This window comes from Kitasatospora sp. NPDC048239 (assembly GCF_043202015.1).
Classification (GTDB): domain Bacteria; phylum Actinomycetota; class Actinomycetes; order Streptomycetales; family Streptomycetaceae; genus Kitasatospora.
This window is the reverse complement of sequence record NZ_JBICZP010000029.1, coordinates 19,783-45,983: the sequence shown is the minus strand read 5'-3', so window position 1 is coordinate 45,983 and position 26,201 is coordinate 19,783. Positions and strand designations below refer to the sequence as shown.

Below are 26,201 nucleotides of genomic sequence, written 5' to 3'. Positions count from 1 at the left end.
CAGATCTACGAGGGCACCAACCAGATCCAGCGGATCGTGATGGCCCGCAACCTGCCGTAGCGCACCCGCGGCCCCAGACCACCCGGCCCCCGGCCCCCGACCACCGCGCGTGGCCGGGGGCCGGTCGTCTGCTCGGGGCCTTCTCGGGGCCCCTTCTCGGGAGCTGCTCGGGGCCTGCTCAGGACGCGAGTTCGCGGACGACGTCGGCGAAGCCGTGGGTCAGCGGGTTGGCGGTGCCCTCGGGCCAGGCGAGGGCGACCCGCAGCGGCTCGACATCCGTGAGCGGCACCCAGGCGAGGTCGGGGCGGGCGTAGTAGCGGGCCATGCTGGCGGGGGCGAAGCAGATCGCGGCGCCCTGGGCGACCTGTTCGAGCATCTCCTCGACGTTGTCGTTGGTCGGCCCCCAGCGCGGGGTGGAGCCGTCCGGGCGCGGGTTCACCGCCCACCAGTCGACCCAGGCGCGCGGCGCGCGCTCGGTCCACATCAGCGGCTCGTCGTTGACCTCCAGGACGGAGATGCCCTCGCGCCCGGCGAGCCGGTGACCGAGCGGGAGGCCGACGATCCGGGGCTCGCTGTGGACGGTCTCGGCGTGCAGTCCGGTGAGGTCGGCCGGCAGCCAGACGAAGGCCACGTCCACCCGGCCGTCGCGCAGCGCGTCCGCCTCCTGGCCCCAGTCGAAGCGCTTGGGCTCGACCCGGACACCCGGCAGGCGGCGGGCGAACTCGGCCCGCGCCCGGGTGGTCAACTCGCCCGCGCCGCTGGCCTCGAAGCCCACCCGCAGCACCCCGCTCTCGCCGCGCCGGTGGCGGTCGGCGGCCGCCGTGATCCGCTCCGCCTGGACCACCGTACGGCGGGCCTCGGCGACCACGTCGAGCCCCGCCGCCGTCGCGCTCACCCCGCCGGAGTGGCGGTCGAAGAGGCGCAGGCCGAGCTCGGACTCCAGGTTCCGCAGCGCGTAGGAGAGGGAGGGTTGGCTCACGTACAGGCGGGCGGCGGCCCGGCCCAGATTGCCCTCGTCGGCGATGGCGATGAGGTAGTGCAGCTGACGCAGCTCCATCCGGTGATCATAAGTCGTCTCTATCGGGCGGCCGAAGCTTTGTCTTGGACGTCCCAGGGGCTGGACTGGCATAAAAGTGACCGTCAACTTCGCACCACGACAGTCACTTGAACGGGAGAGCCCGATGACCACCCCCACGAAGAACCCCGCCGGCCGGGTCTGGCTGATCACCGGCGCCAACTCCGGCTTCGGCCAGGCGATCGCGGAGGCGGCCGTCGCGGCCGGCGACACCGTGGTGGCCGCCGCCCGCCGCCCCGAGACGCTGGACGCGCTGGTCGCCGCCCACCCCGACCGGGTCGTCCCGGTGCGGCTGGACGTCACAGACCCGGCCGGGATCGCCTCCGTGGTGGCCGACACCCTGCTCTGGTACGGGCGGATCGACGTCCTGGTGAACAACGCCGGGCGCGGTCTGATCGGTGCCGTCGAGGAGTACACCGACCGCGAGCTGCGCGAGCTGATGGAGCTGCACTTCTTCGGCCCGGCCGCGCTCACCCGCGCCGTGCTGCCGCACATGCGGGCCCAGGGCTCGGGCGCCGTCGTCCAGATGAGCAGCATGGGCGGCCGCTTCTCCTTCGCCGGCGTGGGCGCCTACTCGGCCACCAAGTTCGCGCTGGAGGGGCTGTCCGAGGCCCTTGCCCAGGAGGTCGCCGGGTTCGGCGTCAAGGTGCTGATCGTCGAGCCCGGCGCCTTCCGGACCGGTTTCGCCAAGGCCGACGCCCTCGCCCAGGCGGCGGTGATCCCCGCGTACGAGCCGGTCGTCGGCTACGTTCGCAGCGGGCTGCCGGACAGCGACGGCAGGCAGGCCGGCGACCCGGCCAAGGCGGCCGCCGCGATCCTGGCCGCCCTGGACGCCGAGCACACCCCGCTGCGGCTGGCGCTCGGCAACGACGCCTTCGACGGGATCCTCGGCGCCCTCGACAGCGCCCTCAAGGAGGCCGGGGACTGGGAGTCGGTGAGCCGCGGCACCGACTTCGACGAGTAGTGGGTCGACCCACGGAGAGGTTATGGAAACCCTCCAAATACGTAGTGGTCGAATCGGTTGGTCTGCGCACCTGATCGCCCATCACCCCCCTGGCAGAGTTGCGGATAGGTCGACCGCTCCCCGCACCCACCTGTACGGGGAGTTGTATCTCCACGACAATTCTGGGGGTTTCCTCGATGAGTGATGACACCAACCGCGCAGTGGTCACCGGCCTCGGCGCGACCACGCCGCTCGGCGGCGACGTCGCGTCGACCTGGGCCGGGATGCTGGCCGGGGAGTCGGGCATCCGCGCGATCGAGGAGGACTGGGCGGCCGGGCTGCCGGTGCGGATCGCCGGGCGCCTGAAGGTCGAGCCCTCCGAGGTGCTGGACCGGGTACAGGCCCGGCGGCTGGACCGCTGCGAGCAGGTGGCGCTGATCGCCGCCCGGCAGGCCTGGGCCGATGCGGGGGCGCCCGAGGTCGACCCGGAACGGCTGGCCGTGGTGATCGGCACCGGTACCGGCGGTGCGCTCACCATGCTGGGGCAGGACGACGTGCTGGAGACGTCCGGGGTGCGCAAGGTGTCGCCGCACACCGTGCCGATGCTGATGGCGAACGGCCCGGCCGCCTGGGTCAGCATCGAGCTGGGCGCGCGGGCCGGCGCGCACACGCCGGTGAGCGCCTGCGCGTCCGGGGCCGAGGCCATCGCCATGGGCCTGGACCTGATCCGCCTCGGCCGGGCCGACGTGGTGGTGGCGGGTGGCGCCGAGGCGTGCGTCCACCCGCTGCCGCTGGCCGGGTTCGCCCAGGCCAAGGCCCACTCCACGCGCAACGACGAGCCCGGGCGGGCGTCCCGCCCGTTCGACGTCGACCGGGACGGCTTCGTGATCGGCGAGGGCTCGGTGGTCGTCGTCCTGGAGCGGGTGGGCTTCGCCGCCGCCCGGGCCGCCCGGGTGCACGCCACCCTCGCGGGCGCGGCGGTCACCTCGGACGCCCACCACATCACCGGGGCCTCGGCCGAGGGCCAGGTCCGGGCGATGCGGCGGGCGGTGGCCGAGGCCGGGCTGGCTCCGCAGGACATCGCGCACGTCCATGCCCACGCCACCTCGACCCCGCTGGGCGACCTGGTCGAGGCGGAGTCGGTCGCCGAGGCGATCGGTCTGCACCCGGCCGTCACCGCGACCAAGTCGATGACCGGCCACCTGTTCGGTGCGGCCGGTGCGATCGGTGCCCTGGCCGCGATCCTGGCGCTGCGCGACGGCGTCGTCCCGGCCACCCGGAACCTCGACACCCTCGACCCGGCCGTCCGGTTGGACGTGGTGACCGGTGCCCCGCGCCGGGGCGCCCTGGCCGCCGCGCTCACCAACTCCTTCGGCTTCGGCGGCCACAACGCCTCGCTGGTCTTCACCCCGGCACCCTGAGCCGGCCCGCCGGCCGGCCTTCCGCCCGTCCCGCTGTCGCCGGGCCCCGAAAACCGGGGGACGCCCCGGCCGCCGTGGCTAGGGTGACCTGCATGTCTACGTCATTGCGGCTGGAGCCGGTCACCCCCGACAACGTCGATGCCGCGCTCGCGCTGAAGGTGCGTCCGGACCAGGAGGGCCTGGTGGCGCCCGTGGTGAAGTCGCTGGCCGAGGCCTACGCGTACGGCGACACCGCCTGGCCCCGACTGCTGTTCGACGGGGAGGAGCTGGTCGGGTTCGTGATGGCCTTCTTCGACGTCCGCTTCAACCCCGGGCAGCCGGGCGACCGCCCGCGCTCCGGCCTCTGGCGCCTCAACATCTCCGCCGGGGCGCAGGCCCGCGGCTACGGCCGCTTCGCGGTCGAGCAGGTCTGCGAGGAGGTCCGCCGTCGCGGCGGCGCCCGGGTGACGGTCACCTTCGTCCCCGGCGACCACGGCCCCGCCGGGTTCTACGAGCGACTGGGCTTCCGCCTCACCGGTGAGCTCAGCGGCGACCAGGTCGTGGCCGAGCGCGAGCTCACGGCCGGCTGACCGCCCGGCCACCGTCAGACCAGGTGGTCGAACTCGCCGGCCTTCACGCCGAGCAGGAAGGCGCGCAGCTTCGCCTTGCTGGTGGTGACGACGGTGTCGGGGGCGTCCGACTCGCGCAGGTGGATCAGATCGCCGTCGGAGGTGATCTCCAGGGCGGGCGGCTCCTCCCCGGCGCTGCGGGAGGTCGTCGGCCATACGGGCTGCGGGCGGTCGGCATTCGGCATGAGGTCGTCACCCGGCACGCGGTCGTCACTCGGCATGGGGGCAGGCTACCCGCCCCCGGCCGGTCCGACGCACGGCGAGGCGGACGGGCCGCCGGCTCGCCGGTCCGCGCGGCCCCGGGCTCAGTCGAGCAGCGCGGCCGCCTCCTGGCGGGCCTGGCGCAGCCACTGCGCGCGGGCGTCGTCGGCCGAGTCCGTCACCGTGCGCAGGACGAGCCGGCGGACGTCCTCGACGCCCACGTACGGCAGGACGCAGGCCGCCCAGATGCGCTGCAGCGGATCGCCGAACTCCTCGCGTTCGCGCTCCTCCGGGGTGTCGGAGGTGTTCAGCACCAGCGCCCGGCCGGCCTTGAGCAGCCCGGCCGGTTCGCCGTCCGCCGAGCCCAGCTTGTAGGCCACGCCGGGGGCGAGCACCCGCTGCACCCAGCCGGTCAGGACTGCGGGCGGCATGCCCCACCAGTTCGGGTGGACGAACACCAGGGCGTCCAGCGTGGCCAGCTCGGCCCGGTACAGGGCCAGTTGGGGGTCGTCGGCGTCGGCGGCGGCCGCGACCGTCCCGGTCTCCCCGGCGGTCAGCGCCGGCTGGAACCCCTCCGCGTACAGGTCGTGCGCCCGCACCTCGCAGCCGCGCCCGCGCAGTTCGTCCACCACGGCCTCGAACAGCGCGTGGTTGAAGCTGCCCGGCCTCGGGTGCGCCAGATAGACCCCGACCCGCGTCACCGTACCGCCCATGTCCCGTTCCCCCCTAGGGCGATGCTAGGCCATGCCCGGAGCCGGGTGCGGTCGAGGAGGCCCGGACGGCTCCTACAGCGCCCGGGGCTCCTCGACGGCGGCCAGCCGGGCCCGGCCCGAGGCCGTCTCGATCACCTCGTCCAGGACCTCCCGTGAGCGGAGCAGGTCGGAGATCATCCGGTCGATCCGCTCGCGTTCGCCGGTGAGTTCTGAGACCAGCCGCGGGGTGGCGAGTTCGGAGGGCCCGCCGTCCGAGTCCCGCATGCAGGGCAGTACTTCGGCGATCTTCCGGCTGTGCAGCCCGGCGGCGAACAGCTCCTGGATGAGGACGACCCGGTCGACGGCGGCCTCCGGGTAGTCGCGATGGCCGCCGAGGGTGCGGTCGGCGGCCAGCAGCCCCTGCTTCTCGTAGTACCGCAGCGAGCGCTCGCTCACGCCGGTGCGCCTGGCCAGTTCGCCGATCCGCATCTGTCCCCACCTCGACGTTCCCGGAAAGCACTTGAACCTGACACCGATGTTAGCTTCTACGGTTTCCGGCATGACGCAGACGACGAAGAAGACCCCGCAGCAGGCCCCGAAGAGCACGGCGGAGGCCTCGCCCCTGTTCCAGCCCGCCCGCCTCGGCGCCCTGGAGCTGCCCAACCGCCTGGTGATGGCCCCGATGACCCGCACCCGCGCGGACGCGGACGGCGTGCCGCGGTCGCTGATGGCCACCTACTACGCGCAGCGCGCCTCGGCCGGGCTGATCATCGCCGAGGCGGCCACCCCGAACGCCGTCGGGCGGACCTACGTCAACATCCCCGCGATCCACGCCGAGCGGCACGTGGCCGGGTGGCGGAGGGTGACCGAGGCCGTCCACGAGGCCGGCGGGCGGATGTTCCTCCAGCTCCAGCACGGCGGCCGGATCGGCCACCCCGACAACAGCGGCGGCCTGCACCCGGTCGCGCCCTCGCCGGTGCCGCTGCCGGACACCGTCCACACCGCGAGCGGGCACCAGGACGCGGTGGTGCCACGGGAGATGACGGTCGAGGAGATCCAGGCCACGGTGGCCGACTTCGCGGCCGCCGCCCGCAACGCGGTGGCGGCGGGCTTCGCCGGCGTGGAGGTGCACGCGGCCAACGGCTACCTGCTGCACCAGTTCATCGCCCAGGGGACGAACCTGCGCACCGACGGCTACGGCGGTTCGGTGGCGGGCCGGATCCGCTTCACGGTCGAGGTGGTCCGGGCGGTCGCGGCGGCGGTCGGGCCCGAGCGGGTGGGCGTGCGGATCGCGCCCGGGGTCACCGCCAACGGCATCGAGGAGGGCGACACCGAGGAGATCTACCGGGCGCTGGTACCGGAGTTGGCGGTGGAGGGGCTCGCCTACCTGCACGTGGTCTTCGCCGATCCGGAGCAGCCGGTGTTCCGGCGGATCCGCCGGGACTGGCCCGGCACCCTGATCGCCAACCCGGACCTCGGCTGGGGCCGGCCGCTCCCGGAGGACGGCGGCCGCTCCGCCGGCGAGCGCCTGCTCGCGGCGGGCGCGGACCTGATCTCCTTCGGCCGGGGCTTCCTGGCCAACCCCGACCTGGTCGAGCGGCTGCGCACGGGGGCGCCGCTCAACCCGGTGCGCGGCAACCTGATGTACGCGGGCGGTGCGGAGGGCTACACCGACTACCCGACGCTGGCCGCCGCAGCCCCCGGCCCCGCCGAGGCCGCCGAGCCCGGCACGGCGGCGCCCGTCCCGGCGTCCCGTGCGGCGTAGTCCGCGGCCGCGCGGCCCGGCGCCGCGGGTGCCTCCCGTGCGGCGCCCTCGCGCATCCCCACCCTGCGGGCCGGGACGCCGGCCCAGACTTCGCCGGGGCCGGTGGAGCAGGTGAGGACGGCGTTGGCGCCGACGATCGTCCCGGCGCCCACGGTCAGCACGCCCTCCTTGCAGACCACCTTGGCGCCCGCGCACAGCACCGCGCCGTCCTCCACCACCACCCGCCGCATCGCACTGCGCTCCTGCGCCACCCACGGGTCGGCCCGACCGATCGTCACGCCGTTGTAGAGCGTGACGTCCGCGCCGAGCGTGGTGTACGGGTGCAGGACCGTGCCGAAGCCCCGGTGGAAGACCGTCAGCCCCGGCCCGATCTCGGCCGCCGCCGGGACCTCCATCCCGTAGAGCGCGAGCGCCTCCTGGACCAGGCGGCCCAGGAGGCGGTGGCGGCGGCGGTAGACGAGTGCGGTGACGAGAGACATCCACCCATTGTGTCGGCCGCGTCACTCCACGTCACGCGACGCGAGGGCGCCCTACTTGGTGTCCGGGACGGCCGTGTCGTTCTTGAAGGCCTCGAAGACCTGCTTGGCCTTGGCGGAGTCCCACTTCACCGCGGACTCGCCGGTGTTGGTCTTGAAGTCGGGGTTGGCGATCGGCACGGTGATGCTCTTGCCGCCGCCGCCGTTGACGTCCTTCATGGCGAGGAAGAGCGAGCCGAGGTCGGTGAGGCCGGCGTCGTCGTCGACGATCAGGGTGCCGAGCCCGGAGTCCACCAGCGGGTAGAAGGTGAACGGGTTGAGCACGGTGGCCGGCGAGGCGGCCTGCTTGGCCAGGGCGCCGAGGAACTTCTGCTGGTTGCGCATCCGGCCGAGGTCCTGGTCGGCCATCTGGTGGCGCTGGCGGACGAAGGCGAGCGCCTGGGTGCCGGAGAGGGTCTGGCAGCCGGCCTTGAGGTCCAGGCCGGAGTCGGTGTCCTTGACGGCCTGGTCGATGCACATGTCCACGCCGCCGACCGAGTCGACGATGCCGACGAACCCGGCGAAGCCGATCTCGGCGTAGTGGTCGATGCGCAGGCCGGTGTTCAGCTCGACGGTCTGGGTGAGCAGCTTGCCGCCGCCCGCCGCGAAGGCGGAGTTGATCTTCGAGGTGGTCGCCTTGACGGTCTTCCCGTTCTCGCCCGCGTGCTCGGGGATCGGCACCCAGGAGTCACGCGGGATGCTCATCAGGGTGTTCCCGTTGTCCCCGACGTGCAGGACCATCATCGAGTCGCTGCGCTTGCCGCCCGCGTGGCCGGTGTGCAGGTCCTCCTCCTGGCTGTCGGAGAGGCCGTTGCGGCTGTCGGAGCCGACGATCAGCCAGTTGGTGCCCTTCCCGGCGGCCGGGCGGCCGGGGTAGTCGACCAGCACGTTCTCGTGGTTGAGCTTGGAGTCGGCCCAGAACCAGGTGGAGACACCGGTGACCATCATCGCGATCAGCAGGCCGAACACCGTCCACTTGACGATCCGGCGCCGGGGCCAGCGCGAGGGGCGGGCGGCCGAGGGCGGCTGGGTGCCGCCGGGGGCTATCGGCCCACCGGGCGTGCCGGGGCCGCCGGGCGCCCCGGGGCGTGCGCCTGGCGCACCGGGCCCCTGCGGAGGCACCGAGGGGCGGGCCGGCTGCCCGTACGCCGGGGGCTGCCCGTAACCGGGCGCCTGCTGCTGCCCGTAACCGGGGGCAGGCTGCTGCTGCGACGGCTGCTGGGCCGGCGGCTGGGGCTGGCGCGGCGCCGGGGCCCCCGGTCCGCGCGGGTTCAGCGAGGCCGGCAGGGGCGGTTCGGCCGCCGTTCCGCCCCCGCTGCGCCCGTACGCGCCGCCGCCACCGCCGTTGGCGCCGCTGCCGCCGTACGGGTTCCCGCCGCCGCCCGGGCGGCCCTCCTGCCACGTGTTCATGTGGGGAAGGATGCCCGACGCCGGGTGCGGTGACTCCCCCCGGGGCCCCTGCCAGGCCGCTTGTAGCAGTTTTGATGCACGTACCGGATCGTCCCGCCGCACGTTCGCCGGAGGCGGCGCACGATCCGTCCCGGCCGCTCGCCCACCACGCGTCCCGGTGCCCGTCCCACGGCCCGTCCAGGCCTTTGTTCACCAGCCGGACCGAACCTTGACCGGCACAACGCTGCGTGTTTGCATGAACGCCATGGATCAGCGAAGGACTCTCACGCGTCGGCGGCACGTCGACCTTCAGCGTGTGTCCTGTTCGCTCTGTCGCGGCTGAAGCGCGCCCGGCGCACCCTCTCCAGCTCCGCCCCACCCGCCGCCTCCCGTGCGGCGTCCTCACGGTTCCCGTAGCGCCGTCCCCGCGCCCTGCCCGGAGCCGTTCCCGCTTCCAGCCCAGAGGTGAACTCCATGGCCACCGTCCTGTCCGTTTCCGGATCGCCGTCCGCGACCTCCCGCACCACCCGCCTGCTGCGCCACGTCGACGCCCAGCTGGAGGAGCTCGGCCACCACGTGGTCCCGTTCGAGGTGCGCAGCCTGCCCGCGCACGCCCTGCTCTCGGCGGACTTCGACCACCCCGAGATAGTCGCCGCCCTGGAGCTGTTCGCCCGGGCCGACGGCGTGGTGATCGGCACCCCGGTGTACAAGGCGGCCTACTCGGGCCTGCTGAAGACCCTGCTCGACGTGCTGCCGCAGTACGCCCTGGCCGGCAAGGCCGTGCTGCCGCTGGCCACCGGCGGCTCCACCGCCCACGTCCTGGCGGTGGACTACGCGCTGCGCCCGGTGCTCAGCTCGATGGGGGCGGGGCACATCACCCAGGGCTGGTTCGTGCTCGACCGTCACATCACCGTGCGCGAGGACGGCACCACCGCGATCGAGCGCGAGACGGACGTGCTGCTCACGCCCGTGGTGGAGGCCTTCGCGACGGCGCTGGACCGGCTCGCCGTACCGGCCTTCGCAAGCTGACGATCCGTCAGGGCGGGTTCCGTGCGGGCGGACCCTGACGAGGGTGGCGGCTACCCCTAGGGGGAGGGGTGCCGCGCCCCGTACATCTCAGGTTGGGCGGCTTCATACCGGCGGATGACGAGTGGTTCGCCCGTCGCTCCTAACGTGGTTCACATCCCCGCCCGTGCGGACCGGCCCCCTGTGAAGGGGAGCCCGGTACCCATGGTGGGTGGGGCTGACTCCCGGTCGGGAAGTACGGCTTGCACCATGTCCACGGACGGGTGCGCTCGACAAGGCTGGGGTCAACGGGTGGGCCCACTTCTGAGGAGAATCCAGTGACGACGGCAGCAGCAGCCGTGTACGACCCCCAGCTTCCCGGCGGCACCGCCGCCGTCGCCGCCTCGGCCCGCCAGGTGACCAAGGCCTACGGCTCCGGCGAGACCAGGGTCACCGCGCTGGACGCGGTGGACGTCGACATCCAGCGCGGCCGGTTCACCGCGATCATGGGCCCCTCGGGCTCCGGCAAGTCGACCCTGATGCACTGCCTGGCAGGCCTGGACACCGTCACCGAGGGGCGGATCTGGATCGGCGAGACCGAGATCACCGGCCTGAAGGACAAGCAGCTGACCAAGCTGCGCCGGGACAAGATCGGCTTCATCTTCCAGGCCTTCAACCTGCTCCCGACGCTGAACGCGCTGGAGAACATCACGCTTCCGATGGACATCGCCGGCCGCAAGCCGGACGCCGCCTGGCTGGACCAGGTGGTGGAGACGGTCGGCCTCGCGGGCCGCCTCAAGCACCGCCCGACCCAGCTCTCCGGCGGCCAGCAGCAGCGCGTCGCGGTGGCCCGGGCGCTGGCCGCCCGTCCCGAGATCATCTTCGGTGACGAGCCCACCGGAAACCTCGACTCCCGGGCCGGCGCCGAGGTGCTGACCTTCCTGCGCCGCTCGGTGGACGAGCTCGGCCAGACCATCGTCATGGTCACCCACGACCCGGTCGCGGCCGGCTACGCGGACCGCGTGCTGTTCCTCGCCGACGGCGTGCTGGTCGACGAGATGCACGCCCCCACCGCCGACTCCGTCCTCGAACGCATGCGCCGTTTCGACGGCAAGCGCACCAGCTGAGCGGGGATTCGCAACCATGCTGCTCAAGACGTCACTGAGAAGCTTCTTCGCCCACAAGGGGCGGATGCTGCTCTCCCTGCTCGCGGTCGTCCTCTCGGTCGCCTTCGTGACCGGCACCCTGGTGTTCTCCAACACCGCCACCAGCACCTTCGACCGGCTGTTCGCCTCGACCGCCTCCGACATCGCCGTCAAGCCGGCCAAGACCGGCCTCGACGGCGAGGATGACGCACCCCGCGGCACGACCGCCACCATCCCGGTCGACACCGTGCAGAAGGTCGCCGCGACGCCGGGCGTGAAGACCGCCGTCGGCCAGGTGTCCAGCCTGGACGCCGTCCTGGCGAACCCCGCCACCAACAAGGCGATCGGCCCGACCAGCGGCGCACCCACCGTGACCGGCAACTGGACGGACACCCCGCGCAACCCGGTGGAGATCACCTCCGGGCACGTGCCGCAGGGCGCCGACCAGATCGTCCTCGACGCGGACACCGCCAAGAAGGCCGGCCTCGGCCTGGGCGCCAAGGTGCGGGTGATCGCCGGCAGCGGCAAGTACGACTTCACCGTCGCCGGCATCGCCACCTTCAGGACCACCAACCCGGGCGCGGCGCTGGCCTTCCTGGACACGCCCACCGCCCAGCGGGTGCTGCTCGGCACGACCGCCTACACCTCCGTCGAGGTGTTCGGCGACGGCAGCCGCTCCAACGACCAGCTGAAGGCGGCCGCCGTCGGCTCGCTGGGCGCCGGCTACCAGGTGAAGACCGCGGCCGAGCAGAAGGAGGAGAACAACAAGGACGTCGGCTCCTTCCTCGGCTTCATGAAGAACGCGATGCTCGGCTTCGCCCTGATCTCGGCCCTGGTCGGCGGCTTCCTGATCATCAACACCTTCTCCATGCTGGTCGCCCAGCGCACCCGGGAGATCGGTCTGCTGCGCGCCATCGGCGGCAGCCGCAAGCAGGTGAACCGCTCGGTGCTGGTGGAGGCGCTGATCCTCGGTGTGCTCGGCTCGACCGTCGGCCTCGGCGCCGGCCTCGGCCTGGCCGCCGGCCTGATCCAGCTGATGAAGGCCGTCGGCATGAACCTCAGCGCCGCCGACCTGCAGATCACCGTGGACGTGCCGATAGCCGGCTACGGCCTCGGCATCGCGGTCACCCTGGTGGCGGCCTGGTTCCCGGCCCGCCGGGCCAGCCGGATCGCCCCGATGGCCGCCCTGCGCGACCACGGCACCCCGGCCGACGGCCGCTCCAACGCCGTGCGGACCGTGATCGGCCTGGTGCTGACCGCGGGCGGCGGCGGCCTGCTGGCCCTGGCCGCCAAGGCCGACAAGGCCGCCACCGGCGGCCAGTACCTGGGCCTGGGCGTGCTGCTCACCCTGATCGGCTTCGTCGTCCTCGGCCCGCTGCTGGCCACCAGCGTGGTCCGGGTGCTCGGCGCGGCGCTGCCCGCCCTGTTCGGCCCGTCGGGCCGGCTCGCCCAGCGCAACGCGATGCGCAACCCGCGCCGGACGGGGGCCACCGCCGGTGCGCTGATGATCGGACTGGCCCTGGTGATCGGTGCCTCGGTCTTCACCTCGTCGGTGATCAAGTCCACCAACGAGCAGATCGACAAGTCGGTCGGCGCGGACTACATCATCTCCGGCGGCCGCACCGGCCTCACCGCCGAGATGGTCAAGGCCGCCGCGAACACGCCCGGCATCGACCACGTCACCGGCCAGAAGTACCTCCCGGCCGTGCTCACCACCCCGGACGGCAAGACCGCCAAGGAGGGCGTCTCCGCGGTCTCGCCGACCTTCGTCGCGGACTTCACGATGCCGGTCCAGTCCGGCAGCCCGGACTCGCTCAACCAGGGCTCGATCGTGGTCGGCCAGGACTTCGCCAAGGACCACAACCTCCGGATCGGCGACCGGATCGGCGTCGACTACGGCAAGGGCCGCACCCAGTCCCTGCCGGTCGGGATGATCATGACGAAGGGCAACTCGCTCTTCGACGGCAACTACTTCATCGGCGTGGACACCCTCGGCAAGGCCGTCCCGGCCGCCGACCAGGGGGCCGACGTGGTCGTCTTCGGCAAGGCCAAGGCCGGCGCGGACGTCGCGAGGACCCTCACCGCGCTGGAGGACTCCTTCAAGGAGTACCCGCAGGTCACCGTCCGGGACCAGGCCGGCTACAAGGACCTCGTCCAGGAGCAGGTCAACACCCTGCTCTACATCATCTACGGCATGCTCGGCCTGGCGATCGTGGTCGCGGTGCTCGGCGTCGTCAACACCCTGGCGCTGTCCGTGGTCGAGCGGACCCGCGAGATCGGGCTGCTGCGGGCGATCGGGCTCTCCCGCCGCCAGCTGCGCCGGATGATCCGGCTGGAGTCCGTGGTGATCGCCCTGTTCGGCGCCATCCTCGGCACCGGGCTCGGCCTCGCCTGGGGCATCACCGGGCAGCAGGTCCTCAAGGACCAGGGGCTGGAGACGCTGGCCGTCCCGACCGGCACGATCGTCGCCACGCTGATCGCCTCGGTGGTCATCGGGCTGCTCGCGGCCCTCGTCCCGGCCTTCCGGGCGGGCCGGATGAACGTCCTCGCCGCGATCGCGACGGACTGACCCTCAAGCCGGGGGGCGCACAGGGGGGACGGGGGGCCGCAGGGGCCGGGCGCGCATCAGCGCCCGGTCCCTGCGGCGTTCCTCCGGGCCCCGGGGCGGGCTCAGGGGCAGATGATGTCGGAGGCCTTCTCCGCCGCAGTCGCCGCCGGTGCGGCGGTCGGGGTGGCGGCGGTGCCGGGCCCGGGCGGCGGCGGGGCCGGAGCCGGAGCAGTAGCCGGAGAGGGGCCGGGAGAGGCCTGGTAGTCCCCGCCCGCGTACACCTGGAGGGTGGGCCCGAGGCCCGGGACGGCCGTCAGCTCGGCGCCCGGCAGGGCGGCCGCCAGCGTCCGGGCCGACTCGTCCCAGCGCGGGTCGTACCGGACGGCGGTCCGCGCCCCCGCCGTCCCCGCCGGGGCGTTGGACGGGGCCCCGGTGGTGGCGAAGCCGGCCCGCCGCAGGTCGCCGTCGACCCGGGCACCGAGGCCGGGCACCCCGGCCGCGTTGAACACCTGGACGTGCACCTGCTCAGGCCCGACCCCGGGCGCGGTGGCGGCCGCCGCCGAGGGCGGGGCGACCGGGGCCGCCGCGGTGTCCCCGAGCGGGCGCCCGGACCGGACCGCCTCGAACAGGGCCTTCGCCCCGGCCTGGTCCCAGAGCACCGTCGACCCCCACCCGTTGACCGGGTGGTCGAGCTCGGCGAGCGGCACGGTCGCGAAGTCCGCCCGGCCCGCCGAGAGGTCCTTCATCCGGCTCGCCAGGGTGATCAGGTCGTCCGGCGTGAGGCCCTTGTCGGCCTTGACCGAGCCGAGCACGCTGTCGGTGACCCGGGCCAGCCGGACCGGGTTGAGCAGGGTGCCGCCGCTGGTCACCTGCTGCAGCAGCTGGGCGACGAACTTCTGCTGCCGGTGCATCCGCCCGAGGTCGGAGCTGGCGTCCACGTGCCGGGCGCGGACGTACTTGAGCGCCCCGGCCCCGTCCAGGGTGCTGGTGCCGGCGGGCAGGTCGAGGCCGGAGTACTCGTCCTTGAGCGGCCTGGTGGTGCACACCCGCACCCCGCCCACGGCGTCCACGGCGGAGACGAACCCGGCGAAGTCCACCTGGAGGTAGTGGTCGATCCGCAGTCCGGTGTTCTGCTCCACGGTGGCGACGGTGAGCTGCGGCCCGCCCATCCCGTACGCGGCGTTGATCTTGCCCTTGGCCGCCGGGACCTCCTTGCGGGTGACCGGCTCGCGGTGGGCCGGGATGTCCACATAGGAGTCGCGCGGAATGCTGATCACACTGGCGCGGGCGCCGTCCCCGGCGAGCTGGACGATCATCATGGTGTCGGTGCAGTGGCAGGACTCGCCCCCGGCGTGCAGCACGTCCTTGAGGGTCCGCTCCGGGATGCCCTCGCGGTCGTCGGTGCCGACCACCAGGAAGGTGGTGGAGCCGTCGTCGGCCGGCCGGGCCCCGTCGCCGCTGAAGGCGTCGACCCGGTCGATCGAGCCGAGGCCGTGGAACACCGCCCAGCCGCCGCAGGAGGTGGCGAGGACGGCGAAGGCGGTGCCTGCGGCCAGCCTGCGGGGCCAGGAGCGGCGCCGGCCGGGAAGGCCGGAGAGGGGGGAGACGGGCATCTCTCGGATGGTAGGGGCGCCTCGCGCCGGGCCGAGTGAGGGCGCGCCGGGCCCGGGGAGTACGGTGGCCGTGTTCGAGGAAACGTTCCTCCGGTGAAGGGTGTGCGGAGGTACCCGAACCGGGACAAGACGGCGACCCGCTCACACCGGTACGGTTGGCCCCGATGAACACCAAGGCTGCTGAGGAGCTGCCGGCGGTCTCCGTGATCATGCCGGTGCTCAACGAGGAACGACACCTGCGCACGGCAGTCCGGCACATCCTGGAACAGGACTACGCCGGGCCGATGGAGGTGGTGATCGCCCTCGGTCCGTCCACCGACCGCACCGCGCAGATCGCCGCCGAGCTGGCCGCCGAGGACCCGCGGGTGCGGACCGTCGAGAACCCCACCGGTCGCACCCCGGCCGGGCTGAACGCCGCGATCCGGGGCTCCAGCCACCCGATAGTCGTGCGCGTCGACGGCCACGGCCTGTTGACCCCGGGGTACATCACCACGGCGGTCCGGCTGCTCGGTCAGATGGACGCCGCCAACGTCGGCGGCATCATGCACGCCGAGGGCGAGACGGACTGGGAGGACGCGGTCGCCGCCGCGATGACCTCCAAGATCGGCGTCGGCAACGCGGCCTTCCACACCGGCGGCCTGGCCGGCCCGGCGGACACCGTCTACCTCGGGGTGTTCCGGCGCGAGGTGCTGGAAAAGCTCGGCGGCTACAACGAGGAGTTCGTCCGCGCCCAGGACTGGGAGCTCAACTACCGCATCCGGCAGGACGGCGGCCTGGTCTGGTTCACCCCGCAGCTGCGCGTCACCTACCGGCCCCGGCCGAACGTGCGCGCGCTGGCGAAGCAGTACAAGGACTACGGCCGCTGGCGCCGGGTGGTCACCCGCTACCACCGCGGCTCGGTCAACCTCCGCTACCTCGCCCCGCCGGCCGCCTTCCTGGGCGTGCTGCTCGGCCTGGTGCTGGGCGCCGCCGTCCACCCGGCCTTCCTCGCCCTGCCGGCGGCCTACCTGCTCGGCATCGCCGGCGGTGCGCTGGTCGAGGGCCGGGGCCTGTCGTTCAAGGCGAAGGCCCTGCTGCCGGTGGCCTTCGCGACCATGCACCTCAGCTGGGGCTTCGGCTTCCTCACCTCGCCGCGCTCGCTGGCCCGCAAGGTGATCGGCAGCCGCGCGCCGTCCGCCACCAACGTGGTGACGGCCGAGACGACCTGATCCGGCCGACTTCCCCGACCCGCCCTCCCGCCCCGCCGCCCGGCGCTATCGTCGGTCGCCATGGGGACGGTTGAGGGCGGGTTCGGCGTCGGTGCCCGGATCGAGCCGACGGCGGACGTGGACGCGCGGGCGGTGCTCGGCGCCGGGACGACGGTCTGGCACCTGGCCCAGGTGCGCGAGGACGCGGTGGTCGGCGCCGACTGCATCATCGGGCGGGGCGCCTACGTCGGCCCCGGCGTGCGGATCGGGGACCGGGTCAAGCTGCAGAACCACGCGCTGGTGTACGAGCCCGCGGTGGTCGAGGACGGCGTCTTCGTCGGTCCGGCGGCGGTGCTCACCAACGACCTCTACCCGCGCTCGGTGGACGTCGACGGCCGGCTGAAGCGCGGCGAGGACTGGCACGCCCGCGGGGTGACGCTCCGTCACGGCTGCTCGATCGGCGGCCGCGCCGTGCTGGTCGCCGGGGTCACGGTCGGCCGCTGGGCGCTGGTCGCCGCCGGGGCCGTGGTCCACCGCGACGTCCCGGACTTCGCCCTGGTCGCGGGCGTACCGGCCCGTCGGATCAAGTGGGTCGGGCGGGCCGGCGAGCCGCTGGAGCCGGCCGGCCCGGCCCGCTGGCGCTGCCCCCGCACCGGCGAGGAGTACCTGGAGACGGACGGGACGCTGGCCCCCGCCACCGGGTGAACCGGCCCTGCGGCCCGTCGGCTACCTACTTGGCGCAGATGTCGGTGTCGTCCGCCTGGACCCGCTGGAGGTCCTTGGGGGCCTCGGTCGGGGCCGCGGCGGCGGTCGCCGGGGCGGCCAGGACGTCCTTGCCGAGGACCAGGACCAGCGCGTCCCTGGCGCCGGCCTTCGGGTCCTCCCTGACCGCCTCGGCGGGCAGTCCGAGGGCCGTGGCCAGGGCGGCCGCCTGCTCGGCGTGCCCGGCGGGGTAGGAGACCGAGGTGGTCGCCGTGGCGGCCGCGTTGGCGGCGGTGGCGGCCTTGCCGAAGCCCTTCGCCTGGAGCCGGTCGACGGCCTGCTGCGCCTGCCCGGGCGTCCCGCTGCCGTTGCGGACCGTCACCCGGACGTCCTTGGCGGACACGGCGGGCGAGCTGGACACGGAGGGCGCACTGGGCGCGGCGGGCGCCGCGGAGGGCGCGGCCCCCGGGGCGCCGGGGGCCTCCGGTGCGGCTGGGGCGGGAGCCGGAGCGGCGGTCTCGGTGAGCGAGCGGTCGGTGGCGATCATCGAGAACAGCTGTCCGGCGTCCGGCTGCTTGAGCACCAGCCGGTTCTCGTCCTTGGGGTCGTCCAGCACCGGCACGGTCGCGAAGGTGATGTTCTTGGTGTCGACCCCGCTGACGTCCAGCGCCAGGTCCTTCAGCTTGTCGACGCTGCCGATCCCGGAGTCAACGGTGAGCGCCTTGGTGGCGGCGTCCGCGAGCTTCCACAGCTTGGTCGGGCTGGTCAGGGTGTCACCGCTCTTGACCGTGCGGATCATCGAGCTGATGAACTGCTGCTGGAGCGGGATGCGGGTGAGGTCGCCGCCCAGGCCGACGGCGTGCCGGGTGCGGACGAAGGCCAGCGCCTCGTCGCCCTGCACCACGTGCCGGCCCCGGCTCATCTTCAGATGCGAGTCCGGGTCGTTGATGTCCTTTGCCGCGCACACCTCGACCCCGCCGACGGCGGTGGAGAGCGTCTTCACGGCGTCGAAGTTGACCATCACGAAGTGGTCGACCCGAATGCCCGTCATCTTCTCGACGGTCTTCCAGCTGCATCCGGGATCGCGGCCGTCCTGGCCGAGACTGGTGTTGAACATCGCGCGCGCCGAACCGGGGATCTTCTTGCCGGCCGTCTCGCATTCGGGAATCGGCACCATCAGATCGCGCGGAATGCTCATCACCGTCGCGTTGCTGCGGTCCTTGGCGATGTGGAACAACAGGGTGGTGTCGGCGTGCCCGGTGCTGCCCTCGTCGCCGTACTCGCGGCCCAGGCCCGCGCGGCTGTCGGTGCCGAGCACCAGGATGTTCAGCGCGTCGCCGGCCGCCTTGGGCCGCTCCTCCTCGCTGCCCAGCTGCACCTTGACGGCGGTGATGTTGTTGTTGAAGTGCTGGTACACGTAGTACGCGCCGCCGCAGCCGGCCACCAGCGCCATCGCTCCGACGCCCGCCGTCCACTTCAGCACCCGCCGCCGGCGGCCGCGCCTGGCGGCGCCCGCCCTGCGCTGGGCGGCCCGGCCGCCCGGGGCGCGCTCGGGGGCGGGGGCCGGCTCGGGTGCGGTGCGGCGCTGCACCGGGATCCCCGGCGCGGGGTCGAGCCGGTACTGCCCGGTGTCCGGGTCCAGCACCCACTGGTCGGCGGGGTCGACCTCCTGCCTGTCCTGCTGCACGGGTGCTCCCTCCCTCCGACCGGTCCACGGATCGGTGCGCGCGTTCTGCGCACCGACCCGGACACACTAGACGAGCCTGGCGAGGGAATTGTTCCGGATGTGATCTCCGCCATGTTCCGGAACGGCAATTCAGCAGGTAAAACGCTCCCTGGGAATTCACGCGGAAAGCCTTGGAAGATCGTGTTCTTACACAAAAGAGTGACCCGGGGCGGCGTCAATGCGGGGAGCAGCTGTCCACGTCGGCGGTACGGCCCTCGAAGCCGGTCGGCGAGGCCTCGGCGGTCGGTGACGCGCCGCCGGCCCGGTCCGAACCGGCCGAGGGGGTCGCGCCGCCCGGGCTCGCGAAGGGCCTCGGGGAGGGGGTCGGCGACGGGGTCCGCGAGAGGCTCGGCGAGAGGGCGGCGGCACTCGGGGAGGCGCCGGGCGAGGACGCCGGCGGGCGGACGGTGATCGGCCGGTCGTCGCGCAGCGCGGTGAACAGCTGGGTGGTCTGCGGCTGCACGAACTCGTCCCGGTCCGAGTCGAAGCGGTACGGCCGGCGGGGAGCGGTGAGGAAGGTCACGTCGGTGGAGGGGATGCCGCGCAGGTCCTGGGTGAGGTCGTAGAGCGCGCCCAGCGAGGAGAGGCCGCCGTCCGCCTGGATCGAGGAGGTCGCCGCGTCCAGGACCGGCCAGAGCCGGGCCGGGTTCAGCAGCACGCCCTGCGACTGCACCTTGCGGATCAGCGCGGCCAGGAACTGCTGCTGACGGCCCATCCGCTGGGTGTCGCTGCCGTCGCCCAGGCTCTCCCGGGCCCGGACGTAGCCGAGCGCCTGCTCGCCGTGCAGGGTCTGCCGCCCGGCCGGCAGGTCCAGCTTGGCGTCCTTGTCGTGGATCGCCTGCGGCACGCACACCTCGACCCCGCCGACGGCGTCCACCATGGACTTGAAGCCGGTGAAGTCGACGATCACGTAGTGGTCGATCCGGATCCCGCTGAGCTGTTCGACGGCGCGGATCGAGCAGGCCGCCCCGCCGGTCTCGAAGGCCCAGTTGAACTGCATCAGCCCGGGTCTGGTCCGGGTGCCGTCGGGCTTCTCGCAGGCCGGGACGGTGACCATCACGTCGCGCGGGATGGAGACCGCCGTCGCGTGCCTGCGGTCGGCCGCCAGGTGCAGCAGGATCGTGGTGTCCGAGCGCTGGCCGCCGGCCTCCCCGTAGGTGGCGTTGGCACCGGTCCGGTCGTCGCTGCCGATCAGCAGGATGTTCTCGGCGCCCTTGGCCCCGGCGGTCCGACTGGGCCGCTCGGCCTCCAGCTGGGCCAGCAGCCGGTCGGTGGCGGAGTCGGTCCGGATGTTGCCGTCCAGCTTGCGGTAGGCGATCCAGAGCAGCGCGCCGCAGGCGACCAGCAGAAAGGCGAGGGCGCCGGCGGTGATCATCAGCCACCGCCGGCGCCTGCGCCTGCGTCCGGGTGCGGTCGAGGGGGCCCCGGTGGGGGAGTCCTCACCGGGAGGGGGGTCGTCGGTCGGGGGGTGCTCGGTGTCGTCCTCGGCCATGGCAGGCATCCCTACCCGCCGGGCCGTGTGCGGGGGTTACCCGAGGCGCAGTGTCACCCGTTCGGATTCGGTCCGCTTCTCCCACTGCTCGTCGCTCAGGTCCTGGGAGTTCCGGCAGAGCACCACCGAGGCGCCGGCCGCCAGCGGTGCCAGCAGCCCGGCCTCCAGACCCGTCCAGTCGTCGAACGACAGGGTGGAGAGCACGCGGTCGCCGGGCCCCAGGCCGAGCCGGACGGCGCCCTCCCGGGCCAGTGCGACGGTCTGTTCGCCGGTCAGCTTGAGCGGCAGCCCGTCCACGGCGGTCTCCAGGGCGGGGGCGTCCGGGGTGACGGGGGAGTACGGCGCGAAGCGGTCGCCCTGGCCGGGGACCTCGGCGGCGTAGTCGAGGAAGCCGTCCGGGCGCTGCGGGAAGCGGCCGCCGAGCGGGCGCAGGGCGAGGGCCACCCGTTCGCCCTCGCAGGCCTGGGCGGCCGCCAGGCCGTCCGGGCCGCTGACCACCAGGTCGGCGGTGGCGGGCTCGCCGGCGGGTACCGCCGCGACCCCGACCGACCAGCAGGCCAGCAGCCAGACGGCGCTCTGCCAGTGGGCGGGCAGCAGCAGGGCGGCCCGGTCGCCCGGGCCGGCGTTCAGCTCGTCCTGGAGCAGGTTGGCGGTCTTGGCCACCCAGTTGTCGAAGGTCCTGGCGGAGAGCTCGACCCGTTCGCCGGTCGCGTCGTCGTAGAAGGTGACCAGCGGGGCCGCAGGGTCGACTGAGGGAGTGCCACCTCGCAGGAATGCGTGCAGCAGCTCGACGGGGGTTCGGGCATCGGCAGCGAAAGGCGCAGTCATGGTGCGCCCCAGCCTACGGCCTACCGGGTGGCGACCGGGAGGGGTGTCGGCCGGGTGCGGGAGGCGTGGCGGCGGCGTCGTTTTGCGGTAAACATCCCTTGTATGCGTATCTCATTGCCGGCCGTCCTCGTCGCCGGCTGTACCGCCGCCCTGCTCCTCCAGCCCGCCGCCCCCGGCGCCGCGGCCGAACCCGGGCCGCAGCGGCGCGTCTCGGCCGGCGGCGGCTCGGTGACGTCCCTTCCGCTGACCGGCGTGCGCGGCCTCGCGCCGCGCAGCACGCGGCCGTTCGAGTTGCTCGGGGCCGTCTGGGACGATCCCGAGCGCACCCTCGCGGGCGGCGCGGTGCGGGTGCGCACCCGCAGCGCCGTCACCGGGGCGTGGAGCGGCTGGCACGAGCTGGAGGCGGACGCCAAGGACGGCCCGGACGCCCGCGACGGCCGGGACGGTCCGGCCGGGGGCGCGGCGCACGGGGCGACGGCCCCGCTGTGGACCGGGCCGAGCGACGGGGTGGCCGTCGAGGTCGTGGCGGGCCCCGGCGGGCTGCCCGAGGGGCTGCGGATCGAACTCGTCGACCCCGGCCAGGGCGCCGCCGCGCCGTCCGCCGCCAGGGTGCTGCCGGCCGAGCCGCCTGCCGGGCCGTCTGCCGAGCCGCCGGCGGGGCACCCGGCCCCGCGCCCCGGCATCGTCACCCGGGCCGGCTGGGGCGCCGACGAGAGCCTGCGCGACCAGGACTTCGTCTACACCGGGCCGGTCCGCGAGGTCTTCGTCCACCACACCGCGAGCGCCACCGAGTACGCCTGCGCCGACGCGCCCCGGGTGATCAGGGCGATCTACCAGTACCACGTTCAGAGCAGCGGCTGGCGGGACATCGGCTACAACTTCCTGGTCGACCGCTGCGGCACGGTCTACGAGGGCCGGGCCGGCGGGGTCGAGCTGCCGGTGTTCGGGGCGCACACCCTCGGCTTCAACCCCGACTCGTCCGGCGTCGCGGCGATCGGCACCTTCGTCACCGACACCCCGCCGCAGGAACTGGTGGACGGCATCACCCGGATCGCCGCCTGGAAGCTCGGGCTCACCGACCAGGACGCGGCGGGCCACACCCGGCTGGTCTCCTCCTCGGACGCCAGCCGGTACCCGAAGGGCACCGAGGTCGTCTTCGACACCGTCTCCGGGCACCGGGACGCCTTCAACACCGAGTGCCCCGGCACGGTGCTCTACGGGCGGCTCGGCGACATCCGCACGGCGGCGGCGCTCCTCCAGGGGCGCTGACCCGGTACCGCGCGGCCGGGGCTGGCGCTACACCGGTCCCGGCCCGCGGCCGATCAGCGCGCGCAGTTCGGCGGTGAGCGCCCGGGCGAGGTCCGGGCGCAGGTCGTAGCGGGCCGGGGTGTTCTGCAGCAGCGCGATCCGCCAGCCGGCCCCGGCGTTGACCGCGATCACGGTGTGCAGGGCGTTGAGCGCCGGGTCGAGGTCCTCGCTGTCGTCCGGCACCAGGCCGGCGACGGCGTCCAGCTGCGCCACCCCCGGCCCGAGCCGCCGCACCCGGCGGACCTTCGCCACGTACTCGGGGGTGACGTGGTCGGCGAAGATCCGGCCCAGTTCGGCGGCGATCACCGACCGTCCGCTGTGCCGCGTCCCGTCGAACCCGATCACCTCCCCGTCCTCGGCGAACGGCCCGGCGAAGCCCGAGCCGTCCCGCAGGTTCCAGCCGTCCAGCGCCCGGTGGTAGAGCGCGTGGACGGCGCTCTCGTCCCCGGAGGACAGCTCCGGCAGCCGCGTATCGTTCATATCCCCATGGTCGGTGAAGGCGGTGGCGGCGGCAGGCGGAGGAGGTGCAGGGCGGTGACGGGCGAGGCGGTTCGGCGCTGGCGGCCGGGTTTTCCGCTGGACGCGGCCCGCACCCTGCTGCCGCTGCGGCGGGGCCCCGCCGACCCGGCGTACCGGACCACCGGCGACGGCGCGGTGTGGCGCGCCTCGCGCACCCCGGGCGGGATCGGCACCCTGCGGGTGCTGGCCCGCCCGGCCGAGGGCGAGGTGGAGGCGCGGGCCTGGGGCCCGGGCGCCGACTGGCTGCTGGAGCGGCTGCCGGCGCTGCTCGGCGCGCTGGACGACCCGGCGGGCCTGGTCCTGCCGCCCGGCCGGCTGCGGGAGGCCCAGCGGCGGACGGCCGGGGTCCGGCTGGGCCGCACCGGGCTGGTGCTGGAGTCCCTGGTGCCGGCGATCCTGGAGCAGAAGGTCACCACCGACGAGGCCTACCGCGCCTGGCGCACCCTGCTGCGGGACTTCGGCACCCCGGCCCCCGGCCCCGCCGAGGGCATGCGGGTGGCGCCCTCGGCCCGGGAGTGGGCGCTCGTCCCCAGCTGGGAGTGGCACCGCGCCGGGGTGGACCCGAAGCGCTCGGCCACCGTGCTGCGCGCCGTGCGGCTGGCCCCCCGGCTGGAGGAGGCCGCCGCGCTGGGGCACGCCGAGGCCTTCGCCCGGCTGACCGCGGTGCCCGGCATCGGCGTCTGGACGGCGGCCGAGACCCTGCAGCGCAGCAACGGCGACCCGGACGCCGTCTCGGTCGGCGACTACCACCTGCCGAACCTCGTCGGCTGGGCGCTGGCGGGCCGCCCGCGCAGCGACGACGCCCAGATGCTCGCCCTGCTGGAGCCCTACCGCCCGCACCGCCACCGGCTCTGCCGCCTCCTGACGGCCACCGGCGCCCACGCCCCGCGCTACGGCCCCCGCCTGACCCCCGCCGACCACCGGGGCCGGTGAGGGAAAGGGGTATCGGCGGTGTACACATTCGGTGTATGGCTGATTCGCTGAGCATCCGTGAAGCCCGAGCCCACCTCGCCCCAGGTGGAGGCGCCGAGAATCCTCACTGCGCTCACCGAGCTCGGTCATGACCCGTTCGCCGACGGCCCGAACGTGAAGAAGTCGGCCGGGCACGACGGTCTCCACCGGCTGCGAGTCGGCGACTATCGCGTGGTCTACGAGGTGCGGGGCGACGTGATGGTCATCCTCGTGGTCAATGTCGGCAACCGCCGTGACGTGTACCGCCGGTACTGACGGCTACCGCACCTCGATGAAGGCGTCCGCGGAGCGCTCGGGGCGTTCGCGGGGCGGTTCGGCGGGGCGGCCGACGGCGACGGCGCCCATCGGGTCCCAGTCGGCGGGGAGGTCGAGGGCGGCGCGGACGGTGTCGCGGCAGAACATCGTGGAGGAGACCCAGGCGGAGCCGTAGCCCTCGCCGGTGAGGGCGACCAGCAGGTTCTGCACGGCGGCGCCGAGGGCGACGGTGAACATCTCGCGCTCGGCGGCGGTGCGGCGCTCGTCGGGGTAGCTGTGGGAGCCGTCCATCACCAGGCAGGGGACCACCAGGGCAGGGGCGTCGCGCAGGACCTGGCCGCGGGCGGTGCGGCGGGCGATCCGCTGCTCGTCCCAGCCGTCGAGCTCGCGCAGGTCGTGCTGCCAGGCGGTGAGCATCGCGTCCAGCAGCCGGGTGCGCGCCTCGGGGCTCTCCAGCAGGACGAAGCGCCACGGCGTGGTGTGGTGCGGGGCGGGCGCGGTGACTGCGGCGGCGACCGCCCGGCGGACGGCGCCCGGGTCCACCGGCTCGGCGGTGAAGGCGCGGACGGTGCGCCGCAGGGTGACGGCCCGGCGCAGCGCCTCGGAGGTGCCGAGGCGGAACATGTCGTCGGCGGCCGGGCGGATCAGCGGCCGGACGCCGTCGCCGTCCTCGGCGGTGACCAGGTGGGCCAGGCCCCGGACGACGGCGACCGGGGTGCCGGTGGCCTTGCCCTTCACCAGGTCGGCGGCGGCGGCGAGCTCGTCGGCGGTGGCGGTGACGGTCAGCGCCAGCTCGTTGCCGTGGCTGTCGGTGCGGCCGCGGTGGTCCTCCAGGACGGGCAGTCCGGCGGCGCCGATGGCGACGTCGGTGAGGCCGTTGCGCCAGGGCCGGCCGAAGGTGTCGGTGACGACGACGGCGAGCCGGCGCCCGGTGAGCCGCTGGAGCCGGGCACGCAGTGCGCGGGCCGAGGCGTCCGGGTCCTCGGGCAGCAGCAGGACGGTGCCGGCGGCGGTGTTGGAGGCGTCCACCCCGGCGGCGGCCATCACCAGTCCGTTGCGGTTCTCGACGATCCGGATCGGGCCGCGCCGGGCGATCACCCGGACGGTCTCGGCGTCGATCGCGGCCTCGCGGTCGGCGGCGTTCAGCAGCCGGCCCTCGGCCTTGCTGACGATCTTCGAGGTGACCAGCAGGATGTCGCCGTCCTGGTACTCGCCGGCCTTGGCGATCAGCTCGGCGAGGTCGGCGCCGGCCCCGATCTCCGGCAGGCCCTCGACGGGCAGGACGTGCAGCGCGGGGTTCACGCCCGTACCTGCTCGGCGAGCGCCAGCGCGGCCCGGGCCATCTCGGCGGTGGCCGCGACGTCCGTCATCAGCAGCGGGACGGCCCGGCAGGCGATCCCGCCGGCCTCGACGGCGGCCACCGAGGCCTCGTCGGCGGTGTCCACCAGCCAGCCGTCCAGGAGGTCGGAGCCGTAGTCCAGCGCGACCGCCTCCGCCGTGGCCTCGACGCCGACGGCGGCCAGCACCTTGTCGGCCATGCCCCGGACCGGCGCCCCGCCGATGATCGGGGAGAGCCCGACCACGGGTGCGGGGGCGGCGGCCACGGCGGCCCGCAGGCCCGGCACGGCGAGGATGGTGCCGATCGAGACCACCGGGTTGGACGGCGGGAAGAGGATCACGTCGGCGGCGGCGATCGCCTCCAGGACGCCGGGTGCGGGCTTGGCGGTGTCCGCGCCGACCGGGATGATCGCCTCGGCGTCGACGGCGGCGTGCAGCCTGACCCAGTACTCCTGGAAGTGGATCGCCCGGGTGCCGTCCCCGTCGGTGATCCGGACGTGGGTCTCGACCCGGTCGTCGCTCATCGGCAGCAGCCGGACGCCGGGCTGCCACCGCACGCAGAGCGCCTCGGTGACCTGGCTGAGGGAGTACCCGGCGGCGAGCATCTGGCTGCGGACGAGGTGGGTGGCGAAGTCGCGGTCGCCGAGCCCGAACCACTCGGGCCCGACGCCGTACTCCTTCATCTCGGCCTTGATCGACCAGGTCTCGTCGGTCCGGCCCCAGCCCTGCTCCTCGTGGATGCCGCCGCCGAGGGTGTACATCACGGTGTCGAGGTCGGGGCAGACCTTCAGTCCGTAGAGGTGGATGTCGTCACCGGTGTTGCCGATGACGGTGATCTCGTCCTGCGGGCCGAGGGCCTCCTTCAGTCCGCGCAGGAAGCGCGCTCCGCCGATTCCGCCTGCCAGTGCCACGATGCGCATGCGTTCATCCTGCCACGGCCGGGGACCGGTCCGG

Annotated in this window: 25 protein-coding genes; 12 read left to right on the top strand and 13 right to left on the bottom strand. The window is 74.0% G+C overall.

Annotated elements, in window-relative coordinates; translation table 11 throughout:
- Positions 1–178 precede the first annotated feature (178 nt).
- Positions 179–1,057 (bottom strand): LysR family transcriptional regulator, encoded by an 879-nt coding sequence (locus ACGFZP_RS38440; protein WP_392941816.1) that lies wholly within the window; start codon positions 1,055–1,057, stop codon positions 179–181.
- A gap of 124 nt (positions 1,058–1,181) precedes the next feature.
- Between ACGFZP_RS38440 and ACGFZP_RS38435 the strand changes: the two genes are divergently transcribed.
- The 3 genes from ACGFZP_RS38435 to ACGFZP_RS38425 all read left to right on the top strand — a co-directional run bounded on the left by ACGFZP_RS38435 (position 1,182) and on the right by ACGFZP_RS38425 (position 4,008).
- Positions 1,182–2,039 (top strand): oxidoreductase, encoded by an 858-nt coding sequence (locus tag ACGFZP_RS38435; protein WP_392941813.1) that lies wholly within the window; start codon positions 1,182–1,184, stop codon positions 2,037–2,039.
- A 176-nt stretch (positions 2,040–2,215) separates the two neighbouring features.
- Positions 2,216–3,439 (top strand): beta-ketoacyl-[acyl-carrier-protein] synthase family protein, encoded by a 1,224-nt coding sequence (locus tag ACGFZP_RS38430; RefSeq protein ID WP_392941810.1) that lies wholly within the window; start codon positions 2,216–2,218, stop codon positions 3,437–3,439.
- A gap of 92 nt (positions 3,440–3,531) precedes the next feature.
- The gene (locus tag ACGFZP_RS38425) at positions 3,532–4,008 is read left to right on the top strand and encodes a GNAT family N-acetyltransferase (protein WP_392941808.1); all 477 of its coding nucleotides are present in this window, start codon (positions 3,532–3,534) and stop codon (positions 4,006–4,008) included.
- 14 nt (positions 4,009–4,022) lie between these two features.
- On the opposite strand, the gene ACGFZP_RS38420 is transcribed toward ACGFZP_RS38425, so the two are convergent.
- The 3 genes from ACGFZP_RS38420 to ACGFZP_RS38410 all read right to left on the bottom strand — a co-directional run bounded on the left by ACGFZP_RS38420 (position 4,023) and on the right by ACGFZP_RS38410 (position 5,429).
- Positions 4,023–4,268, bottom strand: a complete 246-nt coding sequence (locus ACGFZP_RS38420; RefSeq protein ID WP_392941806.1) for a DUF397 domain-containing protein — start codon at positions 4,266–4,268, stop codon at positions 4,023–4,025.
- Positions 4,269–4,352: 84 nt separating this feature from the next.
- Complete coding sequence (locus ACGFZP_RS38415) at positions 4,353–4,961, bottom strand: NAD(P)H-dependent oxidoreductase (protein ID WP_392941804.1); 609 nt, start codon at positions 4,959–4,961, stop codon at positions 4,353–4,355.
- A 72-nt stretch (positions 4,962–5,033) separates the two neighbouring features.
- Positions 5,034–5,429, bottom strand: coding sequence for a MerR family transcriptional regulator (locus ACGFZP_RS38410; RefSeq protein WP_392941801.1), 396 nt, complete (start codon positions 5,427–5,429; stop codon positions 5,034–5,036).
- A gap of 70 nt (positions 5,430–5,499) precedes the next feature.
- Between ACGFZP_RS38410 and ACGFZP_RS38405 the strand changes: the two genes are divergently transcribed.
- Entirely contained in the window at positions 5,500–6,705 is a 1,206-nt protein-coding gene (locus ACGFZP_RS38405) for an alkene reductase (RefSeq protein WP_392941798.1), read from the top strand.
- Here the strand turns inward: ACGFZP_RS38405 and ACGFZP_RS38400 are convergent.
- Both ACGFZP_RS38400 and ACGFZP_RS38395 read right to left on the bottom strand, forming a co-directional pair.
- Positions 6,615–7,184, bottom strand: coding sequence for a hypothetical protein (locus tag ACGFZP_RS38400; RefSeq protein WP_392941795.1), 570 nt, complete (start codon positions 7,182–7,184; stop codon positions 6,615–6,617). The genes ACGFZP_RS38405 and ACGFZP_RS38400 overlap by 91 nt on opposite strands.
- 51 nt (positions 7,185–7,235) lie before the next feature.
- Complete coding sequence (locus ACGFZP_RS38395; RefSeq protein ID WP_392941793.1) at positions 7,236–8,630, bottom strand: LCP family protein; 1,395 nt, start codon at positions 8,628–8,630, stop codon at positions 7,236–7,238.
- 453 nt (positions 8,631–9,083) lie between these two features.
- Here ACGFZP_RS38395 and ssuE point away from each other — a divergent pair, with 453 nt between their 5' ends.
- The 3 genes from ssuE (at position 9,084) to ACGFZP_RS38380 (ending at position 13,328) form a co-directional block, all read left to right on the top strand.
- Positions 9,084–9,638: an NADPH-dependent FMN reductase gene (gene ssuE, locus ACGFZP_RS38390; RefSeq protein WP_392941790.1), complete on the top strand. Its 555-nt coding sequence runs from the start codon at positions 9,084–9,086 to the stop codon at positions 9,636–9,638.
- 314 nt (positions 9,639–9,952) lie between these two features.
- The gene (locus ACGFZP_RS38385; protein ID WP_392941787.1) at positions 9,953–10,741 is read left to right on the top strand and encodes an ABC transporter ATP-binding protein; all 789 of its coding nucleotides are present in this window, start codon (positions 9,953–9,955) and stop codon (positions 10,739–10,741) included.
- Between the two features lie 16 nt (positions 10,742–10,757).
- Positions 10,758–13,328 carry an FtsX-like permease family protein gene (locus ACGFZP_RS38380; protein WP_392941784.1) on the top strand — a complete coding sequence of 857 codons (2,571 nt, stop codon included), beginning with the start codon at positions 10,758–10,760 and terminating at the stop codon, positions 13,326–13,328.
- 101 nt (positions 13,329–13,429) lie between these two features.
- Here the strand turns inward: ACGFZP_RS38380 and ACGFZP_RS38375 are convergent, their stop codons facing one another.
- Positions 13,430–14,920 (bottom strand): LCP family protein, encoded by a 1,491-nt coding sequence (locus ACGFZP_RS38375; protein WP_392941782.1) that lies wholly within the window; start codon positions 14,918–14,920, stop codon positions 13,430–13,432.
- A 164-nt stretch (positions 14,921–15,084) separates the two neighbouring features.
- On the opposite strand from ACGFZP_RS38375, the gene ACGFZP_RS38370 reads away from it, so the two are divergent.
- Both ACGFZP_RS38370 and ACGFZP_RS38365 read left to right on the top strand, forming a co-directional pair.
- Positions 15,085–16,128, top strand: coding sequence for a glycosyltransferase family 2 protein (locus ACGFZP_RS38370; protein WP_392941779.1), 1,044 nt, complete (start codon positions 15,085–15,087; stop codon positions 16,126–16,128).
- A gap of 60 nt (positions 16,129–16,188) precedes the next feature.
- Complete coding sequence (locus tag ACGFZP_RS38365; protein WP_392941776.1) at positions 16,189–16,812, top strand: DapH/DapD/GlmU-related protein; 624 nt, start codon at positions 16,189–16,191, stop codon at positions 16,810–16,812.
- Positions 16,813–16,837: 25 nt separating this feature from the next.
- Here the strand turns inward: ACGFZP_RS38365 and ACGFZP_RS38360 are convergent, their stop codons facing one another.
- The 3 genes from ACGFZP_RS38360 to ACGFZP_RS38350 all read right to left on the bottom strand — a co-directional run bounded on the left by ACGFZP_RS38360 (position 16,838) and on the right by ACGFZP_RS38350 (position 20,855).
- Positions 16,838–18,496 (bottom strand): LCP family protein, encoded by a 1,659-nt coding sequence (locus tag ACGFZP_RS38360; RefSeq protein ID WP_392941774.1) that lies wholly within the window; start codon positions 18,494–18,496, stop codon positions 16,838–16,840.
- 214 nt (positions 18,497–18,710) lie between these two features.
- A complete protein-coding gene (locus ACGFZP_RS38355; protein ID WP_392941772.1) occupies positions 18,711–20,027 on the bottom strand; it encodes an LCP family protein in 1,317 nt (438 codons plus the stop codon).
- Positions 20,028–20,063: 36 nt separating this feature from the next.
- Entirely contained in the window at positions 20,064–20,855 is a 792-nt protein-coding gene (locus ACGFZP_RS38350; protein WP_392941769.1) for a TIGR03089 family protein, read from the bottom strand.
- 102 nt (positions 20,856–20,957) lie between these two features.
- Between ACGFZP_RS38350 and ACGFZP_RS38345 the strand changes: the two genes are divergently transcribed.
- Positions 20,958–22,124, top strand: a complete 1,167-nt coding sequence (locus tag ACGFZP_RS38345; RefSeq protein ID WP_392941766.1) for a peptidoglycan recognition protein — start codon at positions 20,958–20,960, stop codon at positions 22,122–22,124.
- A 27-nt stretch (positions 22,125–22,151) separates the two neighbouring features.
- Here ACGFZP_RS38345 and ACGFZP_RS38340 read toward each other — a convergent pair whose 3' ends face one another.
- Positions 22,152–22,643: an SgcJ/EcaC family oxidoreductase gene (locus ACGFZP_RS38340; protein ID WP_392941764.1), complete on the bottom strand. Its 492-nt coding sequence runs from the start codon at positions 22,641–22,643 to the stop codon at positions 22,152–22,154.
- A gap of 6 nt (positions 22,644–22,649) precedes the next feature.
- Between ACGFZP_RS38340 and ACGFZP_RS38335 the strand changes: the two genes are divergently transcribed.
- Together ACGFZP_RS38335 and ACGFZP_RS38330 are read left to right on the top strand one after the other, a co-directional pair.
- Positions 22,650–23,615 carry a DNA-3-methyladenine glycosylase family protein gene (locus ACGFZP_RS38335; RefSeq protein ID WP_392941762.1) on the top strand — a complete coding sequence of 322 codons (966 nt, stop codon included), beginning with the start codon at positions 22,650–22,652 and terminating at the stop codon, positions 23,613–23,615.
- 57 nt (positions 23,616–23,672) lie between these two features.
- Positions 23,673–23,909 carry a type II toxin-antitoxin system RelE/ParE family toxin gene (locus tag ACGFZP_RS38330; protein WP_392941759.1) on the top strand — a complete coding sequence of 79 codons (237 nt, stop codon included), beginning with the start codon at positions 23,673–23,675 and terminating at the stop codon, positions 23,907–23,909.
- Between the two features lie 3 nt (positions 23,910–23,912).
- Here the strand turns inward: ACGFZP_RS38330 and ACGFZP_RS38325 are convergent, their stop codons facing one another.
- Positions 23,913–25,211, bottom strand: coding sequence for a coenzyme F420-0:L-glutamate ligase (locus ACGFZP_RS38325; RefSeq protein ID WP_392941757.1), 1,299 nt, complete (start codon positions 25,209–25,211; stop codon positions 23,913–23,915).
- Complete coding sequence (cofD, locus tag ACGFZP_RS38320; RefSeq protein WP_392941755.1) at positions 25,208–26,167, bottom strand: 2-phospho-L-lactate transferase; 960 nt, start codon at positions 26,165–26,167, stop codon at positions 25,208–25,210. The genes ACGFZP_RS38325 and cofD overlap by 4 nt, the downstream gene beginning before the upstream one ends.
- Between the last annotated feature and the right edge of the window lie 34 nt (positions 26,168–26,201).